General features: G+C 33.7%; 23 protein-coding genes. 6 read left to right on the forward strand and 17 right to left on the reverse strand.

The genetic code is table 11. The annotated features are described in order from the left end of the window. Positions 1 to 304 precede the first annotated feature (304 nt). Positions 305 to 502 carry a hypothetical protein gene (locus DT250_RS15470; RefSeq protein WP_088063371.1) on the forward strand — a complete coding sequence of 66 codons (198 nt, stop codon included), beginning with the start codon at positions 305 to 307 and terminating at the stop codon, positions 500 to 502. 590 nt (positions 503 to 1,092) lie between these two features. Next, positions 1,093 to 1,596, forward strand: coding sequence for an exosporium protein ExsF (gene exsF, locus DT250_RS15475; protein WP_149213309.1), 504 nt, complete (start codon positions 1,093 to 1,095; stop codon positions 1,594 to 1,596). Positions 1,597 to 2,848: 1,252 nt separating this feature from the next. On the opposite strand, the gene DT250_RS31685 is transcribed toward exsF, so the two are convergent. The 3 genes from DT250_RS31685 to DT250_RS15495 form a co-directional block, all read right to left on the reverse strand. Further along, positions 2,849 to 3,235 (reverse strand): hypothetical protein, encoded by a 387-nt coding sequence (locus DT250_RS31685; RefSeq protein ID WP_176551468.1) that lies wholly within the window; start codon positions 3,233 to 3,235, stop codon positions 2,849 to 2,851. A 164-nt stretch (positions 3,236 to 3,399) separates the two neighbouring features. Further along, positions 3,400 to 4,752, reverse strand: a complete 1,353-nt coding sequence (locus DT250_RS15490; RefSeq protein ID WP_088063370.1) for a DEAD/DEAH box helicase — start codon at positions 4,750 to 4,752, stop codon at positions 3,400 to 3,402. Between the two features lie 73 nt (positions 4,753 to 4,825). Then, on the reverse strand, positions 4,826 to 5,095 hold the full coding sequence (locus tag DT250_RS15495; protein ID WP_088063369.1) for a hypothetical protein: 270 nt from the start codon (positions 5,093 to 5,095) through the stop codon (positions 4,826 to 4,828). A gap of 50 nt (positions 5,096 to 5,145) precedes the next feature. Between DT250_RS15495 and DT250_RS15500 the strand changes: the two genes are divergently transcribed. Beyond that, on the forward strand, positions 5,146 to 5,916 hold the full coding sequence (locus tag DT250_RS15500; RefSeq protein ID WP_149213310.1) for a hypothetical protein: 771 nt from the start codon (positions 5,146 to 5,148) through the stop codon (positions 5,914 to 5,916). Between the two features lie 45 nt (positions 5,917 to 5,961). Here the strand turns inward: DT250_RS15500 and DT250_RS15505 are convergent, their stop codons facing one another. Further along, a complete protein-coding gene (locus tag DT250_RS15505; protein WP_097906631.1) occupies positions 5,962 to 6,648 on the reverse strand; it encodes an MBL fold metallo-hydrolase in 687 nt (228 codons plus the stop codon). A 240-nt stretch (positions 6,649 to 6,888) separates the two neighbouring features. On the opposite strand from DT250_RS15505, the gene DT250_RS15510 reads away from it, so the two are divergent. Then, positions 6,889 to 7,218: a YkvA family protein gene (locus DT250_RS15510; RefSeq protein ID WP_088063366.1), complete on the forward strand. Its 330-nt coding sequence runs from the start codon at positions 6,889 to 6,891 to the stop codon at positions 7,216 to 7,218. Between the two features lie 273 nt (positions 7,219 to 7,491). Here DT250_RS15510 and DT250_RS15515 read toward each other — a convergent pair whose 3' ends face one another. The 10 genes from DT250_RS15515 to DT250_RS15560 form a co-directional block, all read right to left on the reverse strand. Further along, entirely contained in the window at positions 7,492 to 8,727 is a 1,236-nt protein-coding gene (locus tag DT250_RS15515) for an MFS transporter (RefSeq protein WP_149213311.1), read from the reverse strand. Positions 8,728 to 8,934: 207 nt separating this feature from the next. Then, positions 8,935 to 9,405 (reverse strand): MarR family transcriptional regulator, encoded by a 471-nt coding sequence (locus DT250_RS15520; protein ID WP_097906633.1) that lies wholly within the window; start codon positions 9,403 to 9,405, stop codon positions 8,935 to 8,937. A 241-nt stretch (positions 9,406 to 9,646) separates the two neighbouring features. Beyond that, on the reverse strand, positions 9,647 to 10,648 hold the full coding sequence (gene tdcB, locus DT250_RS15525; protein WP_149213312.1) for a bifunctional threonine ammonia-lyase/L-serine ammonia-lyase TdcB: 1,002 nt from the start codon (positions 10,646 to 10,648) through the stop codon (positions 9,647 to 9,649). A gap of 86 nt (positions 10,649 to 10,734) precedes the next feature. Then, positions 10,735 to 12,318 carry an aminotransferase class V-fold PLP-dependent enzyme gene (locus tag DT250_RS15530; RefSeq protein WP_149213313.1) on the reverse strand — a complete coding sequence of 528 codons (1,584 nt, stop codon included), beginning with the start codon at positions 12,316 to 12,318 and terminating at the stop codon, positions 10,735 to 10,737. 69 nt (positions 12,319 to 12,387) lie between these two features. Then, on the reverse strand, positions 12,388 to 12,936 hold the full coding sequence (gene plsY, locus DT250_RS15535; protein WP_149213314.1) for a glycerol-3-phosphate 1-O-acyltransferase PlsY: 549 nt from the start codon (positions 12,934 to 12,936) through the stop codon (positions 12,388 to 12,390). Positions 12,937 to 13,070: 134 nt separating this feature from the next. Next, the gene (locus DT250_RS15540; RefSeq protein WP_149213315.1) at positions 13,071 to 13,970 is read right to left on the reverse strand and encodes a BadF/BadG/BcrA/BcrD ATPase family protein; all 900 of its coding nucleotides are present in this window, start codon (positions 13,968 to 13,970) and stop codon (positions 13,071 to 13,073) included. An 18-nt stretch (positions 13,971 to 13,988) separates the two neighbouring features. Beyond that, a complete protein-coding gene (gene anmK, locus DT250_RS15545; protein ID WP_088609924.1) occupies positions 13,989 to 15,137 on the reverse strand; it encodes an anhydro-N-acetylmuramic acid kinase AnmK in 1,149 nt (382 codons plus the stop codon). A gap of 22 nt (positions 15,138 to 15,159) precedes the next feature. Then, a complete protein-coding gene (locus DT250_RS15550) occupies positions 15,160 to 15,426 on the reverse strand; it encodes a hypothetical protein (protein WP_060488784.1) in 267 nt (88 codons plus the stop codon). A gap of 78 nt (positions 15,427 to 15,504) precedes the next feature. Continuing rightward, positions 15,505 to 16,788 carry a PTS sugar transporter subunit IIC gene (locus tag DT250_RS15555; RefSeq protein WP_048546835.1) on the reverse strand — a complete coding sequence of 428 codons (1,284 nt, stop codon included), beginning with the start codon at positions 16,786 to 16,788 and terminating at the stop codon, positions 15,505 to 15,507. An 11-nt stretch (positions 16,789 to 16,799) separates the two neighbouring features. Continuing rightward, positions 16,800 to 17,105: a PTS sugar transporter subunit IIB gene (locus DT250_RS15560; RefSeq protein WP_000865895.1), complete on the reverse strand. Its 306-nt coding sequence runs from the start codon at positions 17,103 to 17,105 to the stop codon at positions 16,800 to 16,802. A gap of 226 nt (positions 17,106 to 17,331) precedes the next feature. Here DT250_RS15560 and DT250_RS15565 point away from each other — a divergent pair, with 226 nt between their 5' ends. Then, positions 17,332 to 18,891, forward strand: coding sequence for a glycoside hydrolase family 10-like protein (locus DT250_RS15565; RefSeq protein WP_088063359.1), 1,560 nt, complete (start codon positions 17,332 to 17,334; stop codon positions 18,889 to 18,891). A gap of 57 nt (positions 18,892 to 18,948) precedes the next feature. Here the strand turns inward: DT250_RS15565 and DT250_RS15570 are convergent, their stop codons facing one another. From DT250_RS15570 to DT250_RS15580, 3 genes are all read right to left on the reverse strand, one after another. Continuing rightward, positions 18,949 to 19,782: a DUF3974 domain-containing protein gene (locus DT250_RS15570; protein WP_088063358.1), complete on the reverse strand. Its 834-nt coding sequence runs from the start codon at positions 19,780 to 19,782 to the stop codon at positions 18,949 to 18,951. Positions 19,783 to 19,806: 24 nt separating this feature from the next. Next, entirely contained in the window at positions 19,807 to 20,919 is a 1,113-nt protein-coding gene (locus DT250_RS15575; RefSeq protein WP_000137411.1) for a toxic anion resistance protein, read from the reverse strand. Positions 20,920 to 21,233: 314 nt separating this feature from the next. Then, complete coding sequence (locus DT250_RS15580) at positions 21,234 to 21,827, reverse strand: O-methyltransferase (protein ID WP_088063428.1); 594 nt, start codon at positions 21,825 to 21,827, stop codon at positions 21,234 to 21,236. Positions 21,828 to 22,129: 302 nt separating this feature from the next. Between DT250_RS15580 and DT250_RS31690 the strand changes: the two genes are divergently transcribed. Further along, positions 22,130 to 22,288 (forward strand): hypothetical protein, encoded by a 159-nt coding sequence (locus DT250_RS31690; RefSeq protein WP_001100983.1) that lies wholly within the window; start codon positions 22,130 to 22,132, stop codon positions 22,286 to 22,288. Positions 22,289 to 22,316: the final 28 nt, after the last annotated feature.

Here is a 22,316-nt window from a genome sequence, read left to right on the forward strand (position 1 = left end):
TTCATTTTAGGAAAAGAACGATGCCCTCCGCTTGATCCTATTTTCTCGATTCTTCATCCAGACGCACAATACTTTGTAGTTTTTCAGCTCCTTCACCACAAGTCAGCGCATCTCCTTTACATCGATGATTTCAAAAAATGAAAATTGGTTCATACGATACGGTTCCCCCTGTTCGATCTATGTACTTATGAATGGATTATTTTTTTGAGTTCCAATATGTAATATTGCATATTTTGTACGTTTAATTTTTGCACATGCGATAATTTATTTGTAAAAATATAAATTATTAATAAGGGTGATTTATATGAGCAAGTTCCGAAAGAAGATGATTAAATATTTGCAAATATTTTGGGGATGCTTAGCATTTGGTGTATTAATGTTTGCTATCTTCTTAATTATGGATTTAACAGATGCATCTTTAAATACATTAGGCTGGAGAGACTGGCTAGGTTCTGCAGCAGGCGCAGCCATTTTATCTGTTGGGATGATAAATTGGATTTAAAATAAATATTTGGTCCATATTGAATGTAGGCTGTATGCCAACATTCATTTAAAGTGGTCTTCTCTGTATCTCCTTGTATTGAGCAGTTAGCTTTTGCTAGCTGCTCTTTTATTTCGTTCCTGCTCTTACTTCTTTAAGAATTCTTTAACTGCGTTTTCCCAATAAGTACATATATCCATTCCCCTTTTTTACAAAATGAAATTTTTATTTTGTTATACGCTTCAATTTGTTCCATATTCATTCTCCCTTTCTCAACTATTAACCGGACAAGCATATATTATTGTATGGAGGAATCCACTCATAAAAATCTACCTTTCTTGCCAAAGAGCATGCTTATATGCGTGCTCTTTTTTATTTTTTTCCTTTCATTTCTGAATAACATTTTTAACCCTGTTCATACTATTTTTCAACTTTAGGTTACAAACTATTTCTGTAAGCATAGTGTTTCCTTTTGTACAACAGACAGTTAGTTTTATTCATAACAGTACACGTCTGCACTATTCATTATAAATTTTCATATATTGTATTGTGCTTGTCCAAAACGTGAGGTTATTACTCACGCAATCTAAATGAAAGAAAGGAGTGAAAATATGCGTTCATCTTGTCGTAAGCACACAAACTTTAATTGTGGAGCACAAGCCCCTAGTACGCTACCAGCTCTCGGTTTTGCTTTCAATGCTACTTCACCTCAATTTGCAACACTATTCACGCCATTACTATTACCTAGTACGGGCCCAAACCCTAATATTACTGTCCCTGTAATAAATGATACAATTAGTACTGGAACTGGAATTAGAATTCAAGTAGCTGGTATTTATCAAATCAGTTATACATTAACAATCAGCCTCGATAACGTTCCAGTAGCCCCGGAAGCAGCGCGCTTTTTCTTGACACTAAACTCATCAACTAATATTATTGCAGGATCTGGAACCGCAGTCCGTTCTAATATCATTGGCACTGGTCAAGTAGATGTATCCAGCGGTGTCATTCTAATAAACTTAAACCCTGGTGATTTAATTCAAATTGTACCGGTTGAAGTAATTGGTACAGTAGATATTCGTTCTGCCACTTTAACAGTTGCACAAATTCGTTAATAAAAACAATATGCTTGGCAAATTAACATTTAATATTCCTTATACACCCCAAAATATATGTTATAGATTTAACACACATTTATATCAAACAAGCATATTTTATTGTATGGTGACTATCTAGTCATACTAATCTAAAGCGTTCATAAGAGCACACTTATATGCGTGCTTTATTTTTCATGAAAATCAAGCTTTAATATAACTATTTTGTTTTACTTTATACTCATCGCTCTTTTGAACATTTATCCTTTTATTGTTATATTTGCTCATTGTTTTTCTCTTTTGTTTTACTAATTAGCTGATTAATTTCACAAACCCCTTTTATTAAACATCCCATGTTTCTTCACCCCTTGAATATTTTTGAAATAAAAATACATACTATTTTCAAGCCGCCGTGTCCACGGCTAATACTTCTTTCTTTTGTTACAGCAGAAGCAGATAGGTTCTTCACTTATCTGCTTTCTCTGTATATTTTTTATGAAATCGATTATAATACCAACAAGCTGTTTGAACTAGCAGCTTCACTCTTCTCATAATGGGGATGCAAATTATCACAATTAGCTAACTCATTGAACACATTGGCAGACAACCAAAATTGTTGTCTGCTTTTTGTATAAGATTTTTCATTTTACATATACTAGTTTTGAGCCTGTTACCAATGCAAGCCATTTTGGTGTTTTGAATTCCGACTAAGCTTTTTGTTGCATAGATTATTACATCTTTGACAACACTGATTTAAAGCGCGTTTTCTGGTTATTCGTAGTTCTAATCCAGAATAATTTTTCTCCTATTAAAGGACAGCAGATACGACTGCTAGTCCTTTTTTCTTATACCGCATAATTCCCCTTCTGGTAGCTTCGAACCACATTACCCTTATCATCGTAATAAGTAATTTCTCCATCGAACAAAACGAACAAATGAGTTTTCCAGTTCCCGATGATCGTACCCCACATGTCAGCTACATTTGCTCGCATACCCGTGTAGGCGAAATGGAGGTTACGATAATTTTACATTTTCTTGAAACCCTGCTCTGTACATACGCTTGATGTCAAAAACATCTTCATTCTCGCACTTTACAAACTTCATAAATTCCGCTATCAACATTGTTATACATTTTTGTTCTGAACTTGCTGCCAATACAGATAACTTGCTTTACTTTCCATTTCAGCAACAATAATTTTCTCGTTCGGCCAATGTTCGAAAATGGTTGTTAATTTAAAATTTGTAAATAAGAAAGCTCAATCTTCGCCCGCCCTTATTTTTTCCATCTACCAATATGAGTTAAATCCTTCATAAACTTCTCTTGTTCCATTTCAATAATTGCGGAATGTATAATAAAAATATTCGCTCGCTTCAATACCTTTTCTTTCAACAAAAGTGTTCTACCTAAATAGTAGACATAATAAGTTCCGTTCTCTTTTTGCTGCAGCATAACATTCCCGTACCATTTGGATGTGTTACGAATTTCTTTCACCCCATCGTCCAATTCTTTGTTTGCAAAAGATGTTTTCATATCGTTATACCAATTGATTTTTTCATAATCCGTATCATCATCAGGGGAGCTAGTACGAATTGCTTTCTCTCGATTTTTTTCGATTAAATATTGTTCATATGTAAGTTGCACTTGTTCTTGAATTGCCACATGGTAGTAATCCCCTTGCTCTACTGGTCTTGGACTATAAAATTTCCTTTATCACTTTTAAATACGGTGAATGAAATTTTTGTTTTTTTCTTGCCATCATCCTTGTTGTATACAAACAAAAAAAGAGCCGCAATATTTTGCGACTCTTTTACAATTATAACCATTTAACGGCCAAGTCTTTGCTGACCTTGTTTTGTACTACCTTTTTTATTACTTGGCTTATTAAATGATCGATTATTTTCATTTCTCGAACTATTTCTTGAATCACTTCTTGAGCTATTTCTCGAATCACGTCTTGAACCTTCACGGCTATCTCTTTGACGATTTTGACCTGATTTCTTCGGAGCCGGCTTTGGTACCGGTTTTCCATTTTCATCTACACGTTTTATCTTTGGTTGTTCGATTATTTCTCTTTGTATTGGTGCACCAAGCGTTTTTTCAATTTCTTCTAAATGTTTTTCATCTTTCGCTGCAACGAACGTAATTGCAAGACCTGATCCACCTGCACGTCCTGTTCGGCCAATGCGGTGAATATAACTTTCCACATCTTCAGGAATATCAAAGTTAAATACGTGCGTTACACCATCTACATCAAGTCCACGAGCTGCTACATCAGTCGCAATTAAGTACTGAATTTTAGCTTCGCGGAAACTCTTCATGACTCTTTCACGTTTCGCTTGAGGTATATCACCATGAAGTTCAGCACAATTATAACCTAGTCCTTTTAAATTATCATAAAGCTTACTTGCTCTAACCTTTGTACGACAGAAAATAACAGCTAAAAATGGCTGATCACGATCCATAACAAAACGAAGTGCATCTGGCTTTGCACGATCTGTCGTCTCAATGACACGCTGCTCAATTGTATTTACCGTTACTTCTTCACTTTGTACTTGAATCATTTGCGGCTCATCCATATAACGTTTCGCCAATTTTTTAATATCTTTTGGCATCGTTGCTGAGAATAACATCGTTTGTTTACTATCAGGTGTCTCATCTAAAATATCTTCAATATCGTATAAGAAACCGAAATAAAGCATTTGATCCGCTTCATCTAGTACAATTGTTGAAAGATTACTTAAATCAATTGTTTCACGACGTATATGATCTAATAATCGTCCTGGTGTCGCAACAACAATATGTGTATTGCCTTTTAATTTTCTCAATTGTTGTGCTACATCTTGCCCGCCATAAATCGCTAGTACATTAATATCTTCTCTTTGAACAAGCATTTTTTTAATTTCAGTTGTAATTTGCAGTGCTAGTTCCCTTGTTGGTGCAACAATTAAAGCTTGAACATCACTAGACTCTGGATCGATTTTTTCTAAAATCGGTAACACGAATGCTAACGTTTTACCTGTTCCTGTTTTCGCCTGCCCAATAATATCTTTACCTGACATAATAACTGGAATTGCCTGCTCTTGAATTGGTGTTGCTTCTGTAATTCCATTTTCACGTAATGTATGATTAAAAGTTTCACTAATTCCTAATTCTAAAAAGTTTTTCAAATAGACCACTTCTTTTCCTTATTTTTCACATTAGCTTTCATTGTACCATTTGTTTCGCCAAATATGAAAAATAAAAAAATTCTTATCTTCTTTTTTTATATTCATCGTGTACTAGTTGGACAAATTCTTTTTGTTTTTTCTCTGATTTTATTAATGCTTCCATGTTAGTAGTAGACAAAATGAACTTTTTAATTTTTCTATTACTCCAAATTAATCTTGTATACTTCGGATCTTCATGTAGATTTCGAAACCACTCAAATTCACTTAATTTAGCAATATGATGCTTTAATTTCATGTCATTTCGAGGGTAAAATAAAATTATATCCGTTATTAAATCAAGCAATAAACTCATATTCTCTCCTCCTATACATATACATTTCAAATTTATGGAAAGATAGTTATATGATAATAAAATTAACTACTACATTCATAAAAATTTTTTGCTTATTTTTCTTACTATATTTTCAATCCACCACAATTATAATGGCGAAATCTCAAACAGATGTAATAAGTGAATTCAAACAAGCTTTACTCAAAAATGATAAAAAATTAATGCGGTCATATGTAACAGAAGGGATTGAACTACCTACTTTCCAAACAAATAAACATATTCATGAAATTAAAATAGTACCGTCTCCAAAAGAAGATACTACAATTCTTATTTCTTATTTCAAAGACACTGATGATGGATTTACTCTCGGTTACATTTTAGAAATTGTAACAAAAAACAATAAAATATCTCAAATTAATCAAATTTATGATGGAACGAATCCTTTTATGAAAGAAGCTACTATTGTAAAAGAATATGAAATCAAGTGTAAGGAACATATACTTACTCCTACAAAATTCCCATTCGAAATTCACGAATTTCAAGGGTACATCTATAACGATTACTTAAACCTCCAATACTACAATGAAGATATTAATGGGATTTTTAAAATCACTGTTTCACCAGTTCAAAACAAATTATACTTCTATTCACTTAGGGGAGCTAAGTTCTACAGCTTAAAAAATAATATAAAAGCATTATATAATCCTCATTTTGATTCAGCATATGAGCTTATCTTTCAGCAGAATGGTTTGCAATATACAATTGCAATTGGTAACAAACGCTATATAAAAGGAAAATATAACGTAAAGGATTTAATTCAAATTGCAGAATCTATGAATTAAAAAAACCGATCTTTTCGATATAGGAAAGATCGGTTTTTTATTATTTTATACAGTAAGCTTTCCTCCATGATAACAATAATACGTTGCTGCTTTAAGGTTTTTTATTCTCTTTAAAGATTCTTCCGCTTTTTCTATATTTAAACAAAAATTCGGATTAGCTATTACTAATTCACAATTATCTTGAACTGCCGCATCCCCTGTGATTACACACTCTAAGTCCGGAAAATATAATGAAATATGCCCCGAAGTATGTCCTGGCGTCGCTACTATTTGACATTCATCATTTAAAATCATTTGACCATCACTTACTTTTTCATCGACGCAAATATGTCTTATATTTTTTAATTGCTGTATAAACCATTTACCAAATTCTTTCTCTTCAATTGGCATATGTTCTAACATTTCTTCAGCTTGAACTAGTCTCTCCGATTTTATTTCACCACTAATGTAGTTAGATTCTATTTCACTAGCAATAATATTAATGTGAGGATATTTCACTTTGAAATCATATAAAGATCCTATATGATCGTCATCATAATGAGTAATAATTATATTTTTTAAGTTTTTCATCTCATACCCATGTTTTACAATTGCATCTTCAATTAAAGGTAAAAAGTTTATATAACCTGTATCTACTAAAGTTAATCCCTTGTTTAATATAAGTAAGCTCGGATATATACATTGTTTTGCCCCATTAAATTCAAATTCAATTGGTAGTTCTATTATCTTCACTTTTTTCCCCCATACCCTTTATTAGATGTTTGCTAATAAATTATCCCCATACATTTTACTGTACATACTTATGTAACGAAACACTATGAGTCGTTACATAACAAACATTCTATTATTTTGAACAGGTAATTCCTTATTTTTATGGAAATATACAATAAGATAAATAATAAAATTGATTACTTCTTCACTTTTTTGTCTATCCTTTTAAAAAATCTATGTTTTTGTAAAAGGAGTGTTTATATGGAGAAACAGACACTTTGGAAAAAATTCAAAAAAAGCTCAGCAAACCTTGGGAAATCAAGCGTATATGAAAGCATTATTTTATACTACACAATGAGAAAAAAAGGGTTACCTACTAAAGCAAAATTCATAATATTAGCCGCTTTATCCTATTACGTATTAACAATCGACTTCATTCCAGATATAGCTGCTATTATTGGGATTGGTTTATTAGATGATGTTTTAGCAATTGCTATAGCGCATAAATTTGTAATGCGCCATGCGGACGCTGAAATTCGAGAGAAGAGCAAAGTAAAAATGGAGTCATTATTTACTTCAGCACGAGCATAATGAAACTATCTAGTCATTTACCTAGCTTTTTACTTTCAAAAAAGCTAACTTTAATTATTGATAGTTCTATTTAACCTTCATCATGAGAGCATTACAGAATAAATTCTTAATTTCTCTTAGCTCTCAAGCCGTAAACAAATAGGGGCCAGTACTTGTTCCTAAGTTCTGACACCCTATTATTTGTTCTTATATTTATCTGTTATTCAATTCATTCAGGAAAGATTCCCCTAGAGACATCCTTATATAAAGAAAGACCATATTAGTGCATGTAGTTTATACAGTTACATGCGTCCCCCTATACAAAACTGCTATTGCCACTACTATAAGAATCATCCCCATAAAAGCAGGTGCTGCATGACCAAGTGATACATAGATTTGCCCTCCAATAATTGGACCAATCATTCTTGCCAAAGCTTGAATAGATTGGCTACCGCCTTGAATCCTTCCTTGTTCACTAGAATCGACAGACTTTGAAAGCATCCCATTGAATGAAGGCCCGAAAATTGAGTCACCAAAACCAAACAGTAACATCCCAACGATTAGAAGAGGAAATAGGGAAAATAAAGCAGATGCTGCAATAAAACTATAGCCAATAATTTCCGAAACCATTCCAAGTATAGCTATTTGTTTATCAGTAAGCTTGATTAATAGCTTTGGCATTATAAAAGCTTGTGAAATGATATCTTGAAATCCCATAATTGAAAACATAAGTCCGATTAGTGCAGGTTTCCAGCTAAAAGTATCCATCGTAAATTGTGTAAAAATTGCTTGTAAAGATCCGTTAGGTATCCAAAGTAAAAACGCTGAGACAAGTAACCATTTTAAGTTTTTCATGGAAAGTATGTTTGCCAGCTGAGCAAAAGGATTTAACCTTACAAAAGTAATTTCTTTTAACCTATTATTTTTGTCAAGACTCTCAGGCATATATTTCATCCCATATAAGACATTTAATAAAGTTATGAACGCTCCGAAATATAAAGGTACAGAATGACCAAAATTTGCAAGCAATCCCCCAAGAGTTGGTCCGATAATGGTTCCTGCACCTACCACTGCACTCACCCACCCAAAATACTTCGTTCTCTGTTCTGGAGGAATGATATCTGCAAAATATGCAAAAATTGTACTTATACTCCCGCCTGTTATACCTTCAATTATGCGTCCAGCAAATAGTACCCATAAAGCACCTCCTACACCAAAAACTAAGTACCCAATTGCAGAACCGAAAAGGCATATTAAAAGTAATGGACGACGGCCATATTTATCGCTTAAAGCTCCGAGTGCAGGAGCAGCGAAAAATACGCAAACCGCATAAACAGAGGTCAGTAGGGTAACAACTAGAGCTTGTTCTTCTGTACTACTTATATAAGGCTGCACTAAGAATGGAACAACAGGCAGTATGATACTGAAACCTATTCCACAAAGAAATACAGAAATAAGGCCGAATATTAAAGCATGTTTATCAATATTTTTTTCAGTTTCACTTTCATTTTGTGATCTAAATATAGACATTTAACTTCTCCTCTTAAAATATTTTGTTGCTTTGTCAACAAAATAATAACTCCGTTTTGTTGATTAGTCAACAAAAATACAATAATAAAAAGGTAGCCTTACTGTGAGCAGGCTACCTTTTTATTATTTGAATGTATCCCGGATTAACGAGCAATTAAGTTCGTTTTCGGGATAACTACCCGTTAATGCCCGAATGCTTCAACTTTATTACGACTTAATATGTATACCTTGTTTCTTTATTTCTGCATCCAAATGCCTACTATACTTTTCCACGAAGCTAATTATACTGTCGAATTCTGACTCGGTTACTTGCTCAAATACAGCTTTATCCCGCTCTTGAAACTCCTTGTGCAACTCTTCGTGAATTTTATATATTGCTTTCCCTTGTTCAGTAAGCCTAAAATAGATTTCTTTTTTATTCTCTGATTTCTGGTAACTTTCGATAAGGCCTTTTTTTATGAGCTTCTTAGTCATTCTACTTATTGCACCGCGAGTCACATAAAAAGCCTCTGCAAGTTGTGTCACGTTAGAATCTGCATTGTTTTCAATATATTCAATGCAATGTACTTCAGAAGACTTAAAACCTTTAAGACCTTCTTCCATCTTATCCTTATTAAGCCAAACCATCTTATTATATAATTCCCTGAAACCGTTCATGACCTGTTCTTCCTTATTCATGGTCTATCCTCCTAACCGCTCATTCATACGTTAAGACCATTATATTAAATTTCTGTTTCCGTTTCGACAATATTGATATAATTATTTGAGTTATCAATGAAAATAGACGCTTAAATAAAATAATTCACTTTACGGAAAATAAGGCATGTGTATTAAAACTTGTACTACACATTAGACAAAAAGTAAGAGCTAAGACTAGTTTTCTTAGCTCTTCTTTCATAAAATTTATGTTTTTTAAAGATTATTTCACTTCATTAGCTACAAAAAATTGCTCACAAACACTGGAAATGCGCTGCAAGTCTACGTTTCCACCAGATATAACCGCGACTACCTTTTTCCCTTTAATATATGGATCCACTTTCCCTGCAAGTAGAGCAGCAGTAGCTAATGCGCCAGCCCCTTCTACAACAGCTTTACCACGTTGTAATAAGTCTTTCATCGCTACTTCTAATTCACCTTCTGATACAGTTACAATATCATCTACTAATTCTTTTACTACTTCAAAAGTTAAATCGCCTGGTATTTTAACTGCGCAACCATCTGCTATAGTAGGTGCCTCATAATGTTCTACAATCGTACCTTTGTCATAAGATGCTTTCATCCCATGAACATTATCTGCTTGGACACCAATTATATTAATGGATGGATTAAAAGATTTTAATGCAACAGCAATTCCAGAAATAATTCCACCTCCGCCAATTGGTACAATGACAGTATCAACATCCCACATATCATCAAGAATGTCCAAACCAATTGTACCTTGACCAGCCATTACTTCTATATCGTCATATGGATGTAAGTATGTTTCACCTGTTTTCTTAATAATCTCCTCACATTTTGCCTTCGCATCATCAAAAGTTTCACCATATAAAATCACTTCTGATCCATAGCCTTTAGTTGCTTCAACTTTCGCCTGAGGTGCAGAAATTGGCATCACAATTTTACTCTTAATACCAAGTAAATGAGCTGATAAAGCAATTCCTTGTGCATGATTACCAGCGGAACAAGCAATTACTCCTCTCTCTTTTTCCTGATCTGTTAGCTGTGACATTTTATTAAATGCACCTCGAAATTTAAAAGAACCCGTTAATTGCATATTTTCTAATTTCAAGTGAATTTCTCCACCTGTTTTACTAGTCAAATAAAATGATTTTACTAAAGGCGTTTTACGAGCATTTCTGTCTAAAATGTTTTGAGCTTTTTTAATATCATCTATATGTAACGGTAGTTTTTTAGTTATCATACTAACACCTCTTCCAATGATCTATTCCTAAGTTTTCGTATGTAGCAACTCCTTTATACGAAACCAACTATATTAAGAAAAAGTCTTTATATATGTACCTCACTCTGTAATACACACAGTTGTAAACAATTCAACATCCTCTTCATATCACGTTCTTTGTAATGATTCAGGCATGCAATTTGGATCCAATTATTCTTTTGTAAATAAGATGACTCATAATGAACAATGTATCCTTGTAACGCTAACGCATCGCCAATCACCTTAGAAGACTGATTTTCATTTAATTGAATGGTAACTATAATTGGCGCGGCATGTTCTTTAGGTGAAACAAGATTTAAACCCATATTAGTAATAGCTTGTTCAATATATGCATACGTCTCGTTTATTTTTTCAAATGCTTTTGCATCTTCAAATCTCTTTAATGCTTCTTGCAGTGCATAAATTAAATTCCATGAATGAGAATATGGAATACTTTCATTTTCTTCGTACATACCAACGTCCATATAGGCCGGTAATGTCTCGTTTACTTTCACATTATGATTATAAAAAACGAAAGATAATCCAGTAAACGATTTAATTGCCTTTCCGCTAACACCGCTTGCAAAATATACATCCTTCAAGTCTAACGGTATTGCTCCAATCGAACTGATACAATCTACACATAGCTTCACATTATACTTTTTACTTAAAACATTTAGCTTGTCTAAATCATTTAACATTCCAGTTGATGTTTCATGGTGAACAAACCAAAGCCATTCATAATTTCCAGTTCCCATTATTTTTTCTAATTCGGTATAAATAAACGGTTCTCCCATTTCTTTTTTATACATATCAAAATGTAATTGCGCGCGTGATGCATGTCCAACTAATCTATTACCAAATTCCCCATTTGTTAATACTAGTCCTTTCCCTTTTAAAGAACGTAACTGTAAAGCAATGGCATCATTTGCTAACGTCCCTGTTCCTAACATAAGTTGTACATGCTTTGCTTTTGTCATGTGAAGTAACCGTTTTTTCACATTGTTCATCGTCACTTGAAATAACTTAGAACGATGCGAAATAGGCTTAGTAGAAAATGCCTTTCGAACATTTTCTTCAATATCTACTGGACCAGGTAAAAACGTATATTCTTTCGTCATAATTCCCCCAACACTCGATGCTTCAAACATAGCAGGGGTAACATACATTGGCTGGAAGGCTGCTGCTTCTGTACCAACTAACGTATGGAAAGATTTGAATCCCATTTGCTCATATAAAGGTAGTTCACGTGTTGTAGCAGAAATGAGTGCCAATTCATATCCATTTAGAAGCAAATAACGATGTAAAAAGCGAATTAAACCTAACAACGCTCTTCCATTTCTATATTCACGTTCTACTGAAAGTAAACGAATTTCATATACGTTTTCTCCATGTTCTTGCAAATAATAATCTAGATTTGGAATTTTATTGTCTAACGAGAATGGTCGTTTTCCTCGCAAAGTAACCATACCTACTAACTTATCGTCATCTAAACAAATTAAATATGTATTTTCTTCATGGAAACGATCTATACGAACACGCTCTTTCGTTTCTTCATGTTGCGGAATTTCTTCTACAAAAGTTTTATAATTCAACTTATGTATACTTTCAAATTCCAAAGCTTGATCAGCAACTTTATAAATTAACCCCATGCCTTCTCTCCTTTATGTATTTAATAAAAATTATAAGTGGAGATTAACTCCACTTATAAAAAGTTCATTTCATTCTCGATTTACATATAAAATAAGTACAATGATAAGTGCACTTAAAATAGTCGTAACAATAGAGTAAGAATACAAAATCATGCACACTGGTAAACAAGCGATTGTAATTAGTCCTGGCTTAGTAAATCCTTTAAAGATTAAATAAAATATAATGAAAACAGTAACAAGGGTAAGCGCTATCAAATAATCAAATGCAATTAATCCTCCAATAAATGTTGAAATCCCTTTTCCACCCTTGCCTTTAAATACAATCGGGTAAATATGTCCAAGTAAAACAGCCAGTAAAGCTAACATTACAAATGTAGAATCTTCAAAAAGGTATTTTGCAATAGAAACTACGATTGCCCCTTTGATCGCATCACCTAAAAATGTAGCGACGAAATAACCTTTTCCATATACGCGCCCCATATTTCTTGCGCCAGGATTGCCGCTTCCTTCCTGCCGAATATCAACATTATGTTTCCATTTCGTCACTATATAAGCGGTCAATATGTTTCCAAATAAATAAGAAGCCACCAAATACAAAAATTGTATACTATTAATCATGTAATCATTCACTTTCTACATGGGAGTACTTATACAATATTCAATGACTATGTATATTGTACTTTTCTTACTTTACATCCCTTTATACATTTTAACATCATATTTTTACAAATCATACAAAAATTCTCATACCGCTATTTATTAAAATATAAATTATTCATTAAGTAATAGGTTCCTTTCACTGCTAGTTCTGATGGTGATACAAATATAACTTCTCCCATACTTTTCTCGCAGCATTTCTTAAATTCAGCATATATTTCAGGAACGAAACGTAATATACTGCCACTTACTGCAATTGAAGTTGATAAATCAAACTGCATCTTATTGTAAATATTCACCGTAATTCTCGTTAATTCCGTAGCCGCTTGCACCATAATTTCATGTGCATCATCATTCCCATTTCTCGCTTCCTCAATAATGAATGGTGTGATTGCTGCAACTTTATCTTTTGAAAAACTATATACTAGTCTTTTTATATGAGACGATGTCAAAAGTTGAAACTCTTCTTGAATTCTTAAGCTTAATGGGCAAAGTGGAACTCCTTGATCAAATTGATTTGCCATTCTCTTTAAACCTTGTAACGCAATCCAATATCCGCTTCCTTCATCTCCTAAAATATGTCCCCATCCACCGCTATACTCGTACACTTCTCCTTTCTTTCCTAAACAAATCGCCCCTGTACCGCCAATTGTTAAAATTCCATCCTTTCCTTTTAAAGCAGCTGCATGAGCAATCATTGCGTCATTAAAAACTTCAATTTGTGTTCCGTACTTCTTTTTTAGACGTAATGTTAATTCATTCGTATTTGCTCCACTTACACCCGCTAATCCTAAACAAATACAAACGCAATTCCCATTTAATAACCCTCTCTGGCATTGATCAATCGCTTCCATAATATGAAAAAGTGCTTCTTCAAAATCTATTAATATATTTCCAAAACCACTCGTAGCCCTTTCAAGTTCACTTCCGTCTTGATTAAATGCAATTGCTTCTGTCTTTGTTCCCCCGCCGTCTACTCCAATCATATATTTCATATGTTCGCCTCATTCTCTTCAAATTGGAGGGAATGTTATATTCCCTAAAACAACAGATTGCTTTGCACCTGTTGCACTTGGCACATTACTCGGATTACGATGATACGTTTCGTTTGCTAAAATGGCAAAGGCGATTGCTTCTTTCGCCTCTGAAGAATAGCCTATATCTTCTTGAATGAATATGGCGCATTTTTCATCCTTCAATCCATACCGTATCATTTCAACAAGTGTACGATTATAACTGCCACCACCGCCTAAAATCACCTCATCGATTTCATAATACGGCAGAATAAACTCCTTATACTGATGAACGATTGAACTTGCTGTAAACATCGTGACAGTCGTCAATATATTTTCTTTACTATGCTTTTCATACTGCTTCAACAACTCACTGACAAATTCTTCTCCAAACTGTTCTCTACCAGTTGATTTCGGTGGATTCATTTTTAAAAATGGATGATTCATACAATATGTCAAAATTTCATCTACAACTACTCCCTGTTTTGCAATCTTACCATTTTGATCATATGACAACTGAAATAGCCTTTGACATACTTCATCCATTACCATATTACCTGGACCAGTATCAAAAGCTATAACGCTTTTATCACTTAGGTGACTTGGTATTACGGTAACATTACCGATCCCGCCAATATTTTGTAGTAGTCTATTTTTAGTTTGATGACGATACAAAATGATTTCCGAATATGGTACAAGTGGTGCACCTTGTCCCCCTGCTGCGATATCCATCGTTCGAAAATTAGAAATAACCGTCGTATTCGTTTCATATGCTATAACTGCTGGTTCTCCAATTTGCAATGTGGAAGGAATCATATTACCATCTTGCTTTGGCTGATGATAAATCGTTTGTCCATGAGAACCTATTAAATCTAATTGTTTCAAAGGAAAATTGACCTCTTTACAAACTTCCTTTACAACACCTGCGAAGCATAAACCGAGTTTGAAATTTAAACTGCATATGAGTTGTACATTTGAATTTTCTATTGATAACGCCTGCTGGATCTCATTTTTCATATCATTATAAAATGGAACTGTAGTAAAATGGATGAGTTCAACTTTAGAATCTACACCGCTTCCTTCTATATGAACGAGTGCTACATCTATTCCGTCTAACGAAGTACCGGACATTATCCCTGCAATATACATAATATGCATGACCTCCTATTTACTAAAAAACAATCATGTAAGTTACAAACGTACAACCGATCGAAAATAATATAAATCTATAAAACAACTGAGCTTTCGATGCGAACGATCCATCAATGAAAGAAACAACTACTGTAAGCAAAATACTTGCCGCAATGCTTGTAACGAGCCATATACTATGCATTTGTGATAAATCTAGCATTCTTAATAAAGGTACAAAAAGTAAATTTGCACATATCACTCCAAATAATAATAAAAATACACCTTTATAACTAAATTTTATATTCATTCCATTTCACCCTCTCTGGACTTCATGTGAAAGAAGTGATAGACAAAATGCCTATCACTCAAAAATAAAATATAAAACTTACGGATTAACAGATTCCCCATCACCATTTTTCTCAATTTCAAGCATGTTTTTGTCGTACATTTTAAAGAATGGTAAATAAATAAGGAATGATATTGTTATGTTTATAAATACGAGTACAATCGCTCTCCAATCCCCACCTGTTGCTAAATATGCACCAATTGGAGCTGGTAATGTCCATGGAGGCATTATATGTGTTGGTGTAACAAATCCCATCGCAGTTGCTGAGTATGCAATAGTTGCTGTTACTAGTGGTGTAATGATAAATGGGATAATTAATATTGGGTTTAGTACGATTGGCAATCCAAAAATAACAGGTTCATTAATATTAAAAATACCAGGTACAATACAACTTCTCGATAATGCTTTCGAATATTTCGATCTACCAAATACGATCATGGCTAATACAAGTCCTAGCGTTGCGCCCGAACCACCAATCCATATAAACCATTGGTATAATGGTTCTGGTGAAATGAATGGTAACTGATTTGCGCCACTAGCAACTGCTTCACCATTTTTCCCTAAATATACTTCCCATAATGGCCGGGCAACAGTTCCAACAACCGACACACCATGGATTCCGAATGACCAAAAAAATGTAATTAAAAATACTGGAATGATTACACCGAAGTAACTATCACCAGCTTTTACTAACGGTGCCGCTAATTTATCAACTACATGATGTAAATCAATACTAAAAACGACAGTTACTAAACTCATTAAAATAATAACGAATGCAGCAGGTATAAGTGCTTCAAACGAACGTGAAACAGACGGCGGTACTTGTTCTGGCATTTTAATCATTACATTTTTCGTCTTACAAAATCTTAATATCTCAACTGATAAAATAGAAACAATCATTGTCACGAATAATCCATGACCCCCGAGATTTGTCATCGGAAGCATAAACCCTTTTTTATCAATTAATTCAGGCGTTAATGTTAAGAGTAATGAACATACTGCAAGCTGTGCTCCTGATAAAGCATCTAGCTTATAACTTTTCGCTAAATTATATCCTATTCCAAATGCTATATATAAAGACATAATAAACATCGTTAAACGATATGGTATTAATATACTTGTTTGATTTTTTAATGCCCAAACAGATATGAAACTATCTTTCGGTAATGGTGGAAATGCTACGATTAAAAAGAAACTTCCTACAATAATAAATGGTAACGCTGAAATAACTCCATCACGGATTGCTTGTAAATGCCTCTGTTCAGAAAGCCTTGCCATCGGTCCAGATAAGTTTCTATCAAGAAACGTGACAAATTTATTCATAACGCTTCCCCCTAACTAATTAAATCATTTACAGTTTTTAATAAAGTCGGTCCGCCAAGCGGCGTGTATGCTTGTGGCGGTATGATACCGCACGGGATAGATTCCTCTTCTGCGAATTTTTTAACAGAGTCAAATCTATGTCTTACTTGAGGTGCAACCATTACAACGTCCCAGCCATTCTTTACTTCTTCCTCTATCTCACTTGTTCCAATGGCATGGACTTCCATGTTTACACCTTTTTTCTCCGCCTCTTTTTTTAAAGCGTTTACAACAATTGCACTGGACATCCCTCCAGAACAAACGAATAAAACCTTCATTTATTAATCCTCCTATACTTATAAATTATCCCCTTCGGATGAAAGGGAGTTTCACTTTACTAACAAGCATATGAAGAAGTAAAAGAATTTAGTTATATTGAAAGTAAATTTCAGTAAAAATATTTTTCCTATTAAATTAATGTTTCAATATTTATTTTTCTCAATTGTAAGTACAACCTCACCTCGGATATCATATTAGCTAACCATATAATAGGGAGGCGTATAAATAATCATGAAACGTTTATTAGTGATATGTTGTATCGTCATCTTTTTTATTCCTTTCTCTTTTATTTCTCCTCACTCTACTTATGCTGAAGTAAATACTACGTATAAAAAACATGAATTACGTGCTGTATGGATCGCATCTGTTCTTAATATTGATTGGCCCTCAAAAACTGGCTTACCCATCGGAAATCAGAAGCAAGAATTTATTAGATTATTAGACGATGTAAAAAACACTGGTATGAATGCAGTTGTTGTACAAATTAAACCAACTGCTGATGCTTTTTATCCTTCAAATTACGGTCCTTGGTCTGAATACATTACGGGGACACAAGGAAAAGACCCTGGATATGATCCACTCGCATTTATGATTGAAGAAGCACATAAAAGAAATATAGAATTCCACGCATGGATTAATCCATATCGAATAACGATGAATCACACTGATATAAATCGATTAACGAATAATCACCCTGCAAAACAGCATCCGGATTGGGTTGTACCTTATGGCGGGAAATTATATTACAACCCTGGTATTCCAGAAGTGAAAAAATTTATAACAGAAGGTGCTTTAGAAATTGTACAAAATTACGATGTTGATGCACTACATATGGATGATTATTTTTATCCATATAAAGTAGCGGGTGAACAATTCCCCGATCAAAAAACGTACGAAACATATAATAACGGTAGATTTACAAATATAGAGGATTGGCGACGTGACAATGTAAATGAACTTGTAAAAGATTTAAATACTGCTATAAAACAAGAAAAATCATACGTAAAGTTTGGCATAAGTCCGTTCGGCGTATGGCGAAATATAGCTGACGATCCAACTGGCTCTAACACAACTGCAGGCCAAAGAAACTATGATGACCTTTATGCTGATACACGTGAATGGATACAAAAAGGTTATATTGATTACATTACACCGCAAATATATTGGAATATTGGTTTCACACCAGCTGCATATGACATATTAGTAGATTGGTGGGTAAAAGAAACACATAATAAACCGATTCACCTATACATCGGTCAGGCAGCCTATAAAATTAATAATAATTCTGTCCCCGCTTGGTCTGATCCTGAAGAATATCCAAGACAAATTACATTAAACCGGTTATCCCCTGAGATAAAAGGTAGTATGCATTTCAGCTTAAAAGATATTAATAACAATCCTCTAGGCATTAAAGATAGACTCACAAACGACATATATAAACATCCTGCATTAATCCCGCCTATGCCTTGGCTTGATCATGATCCACCAAAACAACCGACTTTAAAAGGTGCTATTCCAAGAGATGAAGGTATTGCAGTAGGTATCATTGATAATAGAGAGAATGACTCTGCTTATTACGCCATTTACCGTGTGAATGGAAAAAATGAAGTGGATATACAAAATCCAAAACATTTACTTACTACTGTAAGAAAAACAAAACTTGGAGAGATTTATGTAGATAAAACAGCTATTTCTGGAGAAACCTACACGTATGTAGTAACTGCAGTTGATCGATTGCATAATGAAAGTGTTGCTTCTAGTCATACAACCGTTAAAGCAAAATAACAACTAATAAAAAAACGCCTTAAAAGCTAAGAACTATAGCTTTAAGGCGCTTTTCATTTATTTATTTTTAAACTTCTCAGTCGCTGCTCTCATCTTCACATTCAAATCGTGATCAATCGAGTCACGAATATCTCGCTCGACTACTTCCATTTCTTTTTGGAAATTTTGCAAGTAGATTTTTAATTCTTCTTCTTTTTCTGGTCGTTGTGAAGGTGGTAATTGTACGACTAACGATAGCATCGCTGTTAAATCTTTCATTAAGAACGTTTCAAGTTTATGTTGTTGTTCAAACATACGTTGCTCCTGATAATACGGCAAGGCATTTAATACTGAAATTGTAATTTCATCAACCGTTCTTTGTAATGAAGGGTTTATTGAGCGTTTATACGTTTGAATTGTATTTAATGCATCTGGATATCGATCATAAAAATACAATTTATAAAATGAAAGGTCTGATGGTTTTACTGTTTGCTGCGTTTCTTGTCTTAAAAAATCTTTTACTTTCATCGCCGCTACATCAATATCTTCATTAGTAAGTTTTTTCGTTGTTTTTGCCATTACATGTACTTTTTTCTGTTTTTCTTTCGGTAACATTGAGAATACTTGCTCTCTCGTACGTTGACCCGATGCACAAAAAAGAGTGTTTAATATATATTGTTCTTTCTTTCCTTCCGTACGAATCCAGCGATAAAAGAGTGGGTGTTGTGTAAATTCTTGTAGAAACGGTAATGATTTATTCGATAACTTATCTAAAGAATCATGTGCTCTTTTATATGGTTTCGTCCATGAAAAATACAGTTTACGTCCGAAATATACAACTAAAACAACGACAGTAAATGCGATTAATAGCAATGTACCCAATAGTACTAATACTGTTTGAATGAAACTCATTTTTTCACCTCCTCTAAAAGTCTGTTATTTCCTTGGACGCTGAATGAGTTTTTGTTTCATTTCATCATTAAATGTGTCTAATTCAACTACAAACTTCTTACTTGACTCGATAATACGTTCTGATGATTTCTCAGAAGCTTCAATCGCAGCAAATACATTTTGGAATGATTCACGTAATTTATCCATGCTAATAGCAGGATTTTCAAGAAGTTTTGTTGTCTCTTCTGTATTTTGTTTTAATGCTTGTGAGTTACTTAATACCATTGATTCAATTGCTTCATTTGTCGCATTCACTGCATCAATTGTTTTACGCTGATTTGTTAACGCTAGCTGGATAGCAGCTGAAACTGTTACAACGTTTTGCGTCATCGTAATTGCATTACGAATTGCCTCTGTTAACTTTTCATTATTTTTCTTAATAATGTCTACAGATGCGATAGATTGTAATAGTACACTTTTCGCTTGCTGCATATTTCGTGTACGTACTAGAATTTTTTCTAATGCATCGTTAATTAATGGAATATCTCTTTGGCGTTCTGGATTTTGTTTCTCAGCTTCCAGCATACCAGCGAGTTTTCTGCCTAAGTATACTTGTTTATCAAGAGCGTGAATTTTATCATGCGATTGTTCTTTAAGCATTTCAAGACCCACTGTATCTTCTTGTAAGTTGTCACGACCAATTAGAAGGGATCTTATAATCTCTTCAATTTGTTTATCTATAGATTGATATTTATGCACGTATGTTTCAAGTGGATTTTTCTTGAATACTTTAAACATAATTTTCTTCATACCACTTGCTTTTAATGAATTCGGATCAAGCTCTGATACCACTTTGCGTAATTCTAACAATGTATTTGGAATTTCTTCATTCTTTCCATTCATCATCGCTGTTACAGGACGTTTTAATGCTGATAACGTTTGTCCTGCTGCTTGTTGCTCTTTATCCCCTAAATCTCCTAGCTGTGACAATACTTTTGATAAATCCGTATTTTGCTCGCTATTTAATTTTTGTACATAAAGATCAGCTTCTTTATTCAGTTCCTCTAATTCTTGATCTTTTATAACTGTATCTACTACTACTTCTACATTATTATCTTTCACAATGGATACAGGTTCTTTTTTCTCGAGTTCAGTCAACAAAATCGCTCCTTTATTTATATGTGCGAATTTATATGCACTATATTTCATCTATTATATCGTATTTCATATACATTCTAACTGCTTGAAATCGATTTTTTTAGAAATGCCTGTTTATGCAGTCATTCCCTGTTTCTTAGTATAAGTATACCTGTTCTCAACATTATTTTCCTCAGACTTAAGACCTAGAGAACAACATGCTGAAGGCGGATTCTTTCTATGTTACGTATATAAATTACGTCCTTCCCATCCTACTGTACTCAATCTTTTGACATACACCCTTTTTCAATGTGATAATTATATTACGCTCAATCCTAACTCTTCTTAAGCGCTACAAATGCTCCATTTTGAAATGTCAATAAGACCGTTTCAAACATTTCATCTTCTTCAATCATTTTTCTAAACTCGGCTAACTCACTTGCATGAGAGGTTGCGTTATCAACAACAAGAAAACCCTTTGGTTGTAAAATGCGTTTTATATGCTCAAGCCACCACATGTATTGCGTCCGTTCTGAATCTAGGAAAATAAAATCAAATGAATGATCTAGTTGCACATCTAAAAATGCCCCTGCTTCTTGATTATGAACATCAATCCTTTGTAAAAGGTTTGCCTTTTCAAAATTGACTAGTGCCTCTCCAACTCGTTCTGAAGAAAGCTCTACAGTTGTTACATTTCCATTTGTTTCTTCTACCGCGCTAGCTAACCACAATGTAGAATAACCATTAGAAGTTCCAATTTCTAAAATGCTTTTTGCGCTACATCCTTTTACTAAAATTGATAAAAATTGCCCCATCTCACGAGAAATATTCCGTAATTTTTCTTCCCGTGTTTTTTTATTTCGATCATGCTCTTCTCCATATTGTTCAAGTTGAAATAATAATGAATCTAACGTATCCATTCTTTTCATCGCCTTTCCAAGCAATATGATGAAAAAGCTCTTGCTGCCCGTCTACTTTCATTATATGCGAAACGAAATCCTTTTTCTCGTTATATGACAAAGATTTGAATTTTTTTATAGCATATTGTTTCGTTTTTTGGTAAAGTTAATTTCTACGTGCAATTATTCCATTCATACTATTTTTAATTCAATTGCAGTTGTTAAATCATATAAACCCCAATTAAATGAATCGGTATTTCAAATTCAATTAAGCGCCCTTTCCGGACGCATTTTCTTTTGTTTATATATTTCTAGAAGAAAGGATGCTTACAATGAACGTGATTAGCTTAGATGCTGCTCGAAAACGAAAACAGCATAAAAAATTAATGATTACTATACCGATTATTTCACGTATTTATGAAGAAGATGGGGAAATTAAATTTGAGGTAGCAGGCGAAAAAGATGTACCTCTTGAAATGTTAGAGAAATAAAAAAAAGACGCACTTCTAAAGAAATGCG

The organism is Bacillus sp. AR2-1, from assembly GCF_008368755.1.
Classification (GTDB): domain Bacteria; phylum Bacillota; class Bacilli; order Bacillales; family Bacillaceae_G; genus Bacillus_A; species Bacillus_A wiedmannii.